Genomic DNA, 3,752 nt, shown 5'->3' with positions numbered 1-3,752 from the left:
CTACCCGGCCAAAATAATTTAAACGTGCCCTTTGCCATGCGGTGCCGAAATTGTCTTTCTCGGAGTTACCACCCCAATTTAATTGATCGATAGCAACCGAGTTGAAATATTTACGCGATGCACCAAATTGGCTATCGTTTGATTTTTCTTTGGTTACACCGGCCAGCAATACAACGTTATGACTGCCAAAGCTGTGATTATAACTCACAATTCCCTCAAGTAAACTACTTAACTGATCATCAGATCCCTGATTAAGGGTTGCCTGGGCTGGCCCGCGGGCTACTTTGGTAAGTACCGGGGTACCGTTTGCATCTTTGGTAACATTGTCCCAGCTGTACACATACCACGGCATTTGCCAGTCTTTAGTTTGTTGCATATATTTATTTAAAGCAACATTACCGGTAACTTTTAATCCTTCCACTCCGGGAATTGATATCTCAATTTTGCCATTAGTTTGTAAATAATATCTTACATCCTTACCATAACCGGTTTTGTTTGTAGTAATTAATACCGGCTGCTGGCCATTTTCAATATCTGGTCCGGGCAATCCATTTGGCCAATAAGCGGGCCTGTATGGGTAACCGCGCATTATCATCCTGAATATATCACCTGCACCGGTCGTTGTTGAAAAGAAATTGGTATTGCTTCCGTTTGGAGATAAACGGTTTTCCTGGCGGCCAGATACGCCAATAGAAGTGTTCACATACTTATTAACTTTGGCATCAACATTTACGCGAAAATCATATTGCTTATAACCTGAAGCCGAGTTTTTGTAGTAACCCTCCTGGTTTTGGTACCCTATTGAGGTAAGGTACTTAATACTTTCGGAACCACCTGATAATTGGATGTTTTGACGTGATTGAGGCGACCAGTCTTTTAATGTTGCTTTAAACCAGTCGGTGTTAGGATGCCCCCAGGGATCAGAACCATCAGCAAATTTTTGGAAATCAGCTGGTTGAAATGTTGCTGTTGTGGTAGCCCCGTTATCCGGCCTGGTAAATTTCCCGGCTGTTTTGAATGCTGCGGAAGCGTCGTTCCAATAGTTTGAAGGCAAACCATACAGATCTATTTCATTTACCAGGGTAGCATATTCGGTTGAATTAGCCATTTTGGGAATATTTGTAGGCTGGCCCCATCCTTTATTGTAGGTGTACGATAGATCGGGCTTACCCAACTTACCACGCTTGGTGGTAATCAGAATAACACCATTAGCCGCCCTGGCGCCATAAATAGCCGCAGATGCATCTTTTAATACCGAGATACTTTCAATATCTGCAGGATTTAGCCGGTCAATATTTGATTGCCCTGCAGGTGATGGTATACCATCTAAAACAATCAATGCATCGTTATTACCCAGCGTATTAGAACCGCGGATACGAATAGTTGAACCGTCATTACCAGGTTCGCCGCTTGCATTCATAGCAATAACACCAGGCATACGCCCGGCTATAGAGTTGGAAAGGTTAACGGCCGGCGATTTTACCAATTCATCTCCCTTAACAGATGTTACAGAACCGGTAATGGTTACTTTCTTTTGTACACCATAACCAACAACTATTACTTCATTAAGGCCTTTTGATGAGGCTTGAAGCTTAATATTAATAACATGTTTCCCGCTTACAGGAACCTCTAAAGTGTTATAACCGATATATGATATAACCAATATGCCATTATCAGGGGCTGTAAGTGTATAGTTACCGTTTGCATCAGTTACAGTTCCAACATTTGAATCTTTAACCTTTACTGATACCCCAATCAAGGTTTCGTTGGTTGCCTGATCGGTTATTTTTCCTGAAATTTTTATCGGAGCGTTTTCTTTAACCTTCCCCCCTTTTATTTCTGTGAACTTTGTTTTTTTGATTTTTGCTACGCCAGCATGTGACAAGCCTACAAATATTATAGCTATTAATATTTGGCTTAGCACAATTTTAAAGACCCTTAACAAGTTTACAGTTCTATGTAAATTGTATTCCATATTTAGCTTATTTAAGTTAATTATTATTTAATTCCCGCTTTAAAAGCGGGATGATTTAGGGGCTAATCATTTTTATGACTTTTTGCCTTTAGGTTGGGGATCGTTAAGCTTTTTTATCTAATCATAGTTAATAGTTTGGTTTATATTATTTAATCGGTTAATTCGGCAAAGGGTTATCAAAGCAAACCCGGCAATAGCACATCAGTATCACCAGCGACAAAAGCATTTAGCAATCATAATGGTATAATTATGAATTAATTAGCCTTCATCACTCCCTGTAACTCCTGAAACAATGGTCAATAAATCAGCATTTATTGACTTGATATTGCCAGAGTTTGATTTCGATAAAAAAATAAGTGTAATTACTACAATTATATAATTGGTAATGCTAAGATGGGTAAAATTAGCACTGCAAATGAGGGGTAAATTCTTAGAACTTGAGGGGGTAACTGGTAAAACACAGGGGGTTTTGCTTAATCCTAAGTTTTACTAAAAATTAATTTTTGTTAACTTTTAGTTTTACGGCACTCCTGGTAATATTGGCATGGAAAGGAACGCGGAATTTTTTTATATATTCAGAAGGGTTTACTCCGAATAGTTTGTTAAACTGTTCCCTGAAATATTTAGGATCGTTTATACCTACCTTGTAAGCGGCTTCAGAAACAGTACAATCGGTTTTAAGAAACATTTCAGCGGCTTTTCTGAGGCGTATAGATCGTATAAACCCATTGGCCGATTGCCCGGAAATAGCTCTTATCTTTTTATAAAGATTGGAATGGCTCATCCCTATTTCATCTGCCAAAGTTTTAATACAAAAATCGCCATCGGCTAAGTTATCTTTTACAATTTTGATACATGCAGTCAAAAACTCTTTATAATCTGGCGGAACCTTAAGATCATTGGGCTTTAAAGTAATTTCATTATAAAAATATTTTTGAAGGTTATTTTTACTCTTTAATATGCCGTTAACACGGGCAACAAGTAATTCCCGCTCAAATGGTTTGCTTATATAATCGTCTGCACCACATTCTATTCCTTTAAGTTTAATTTCGGGCGATGAGCTGGCGGTTAATAACAAAACGGGGATATGATTTAATGCAGGTTCATCTTTTACTTTGCTACACAGTTCAATACCACTTAAGCCCTGCATCATGACATCACTAATAATAATATCCGGTAAACATTGATAAACAATATCCAAACCATCAGAAGCATTGGTGGCTTCAAAAACTTCAAAATCCTCTGTAAAAATTTGCTTCAGGTACAGCCTCATCTGTTCATTATCATCCACAATCAGCATAGATCTCGATTCTAAATTAAATGGATCCTTCTTTTTACTTTTAACCGGGTTTAAATCTTTATGCTGTCCAGGAACTTCTTCATAACTTTCAATAAGCTCATCTAAAAAAACAGAGGTTTCTATAACATCTTCAAAAATAAAATTCGGACTCAGATGCTCCTTACCTTTTAACAAACAAACTTTAAATATGGTACCGGCTCCGTTTAAACTATGATAGCTAATATTACCCTTATGGCTTTCGATAAACTTTTTAACAAGGTAAAGGCCAATACCAAACCCTCCGCTAAGTGGTAATTCATTTTGTACCTGGTAAAATTTATTAAATAATTCTTCACCTATATTATCGGCTATTCCGCATCCTGAATCTTTTATTTCGATGTTCACAAAGGTTTCGGTTTGGGAGATATAGCAGTTTACCATCCCATGATCGGGTGTGAACTTTAATGCATTTGATATTAAATTAAATAAAACAATTTC

General features: G+C 37.6%; 2 protein-coding genes. Both read right to left on the bottom strand.

Annotated features, from left to right (window positions below; all coding sequences use genetic code 11):
* A partial coding sequence (locus AC1DRQ_RS30135) for a SusC/RagA family TonB-linked outer membrane protein (protein WP_477429613.1) occupies nucleotides 1-1,975 on the bottom strand: 1,975 nt, incomplete at its 3' end.
* Nucleotides 1,976-2,471: 496 nt separating this feature from the next.
* A partial coding sequence (locus AC1DRQ_RS30130) for a hybrid sensor histidine kinase/response regulator transcription factor (RefSeq protein WP_477429611.1) occupies nucleotides 2,472-3,752 on the bottom strand: 1,281 nt, incomplete at its 5' end.

The sequence above is a fragment of the Mucilaginibacter sp. P4_E8 genome (genome assembly GCF_056401495.1).
This window is presented reverse-complemented; position numbering and strand designations above follow the sequence as displayed.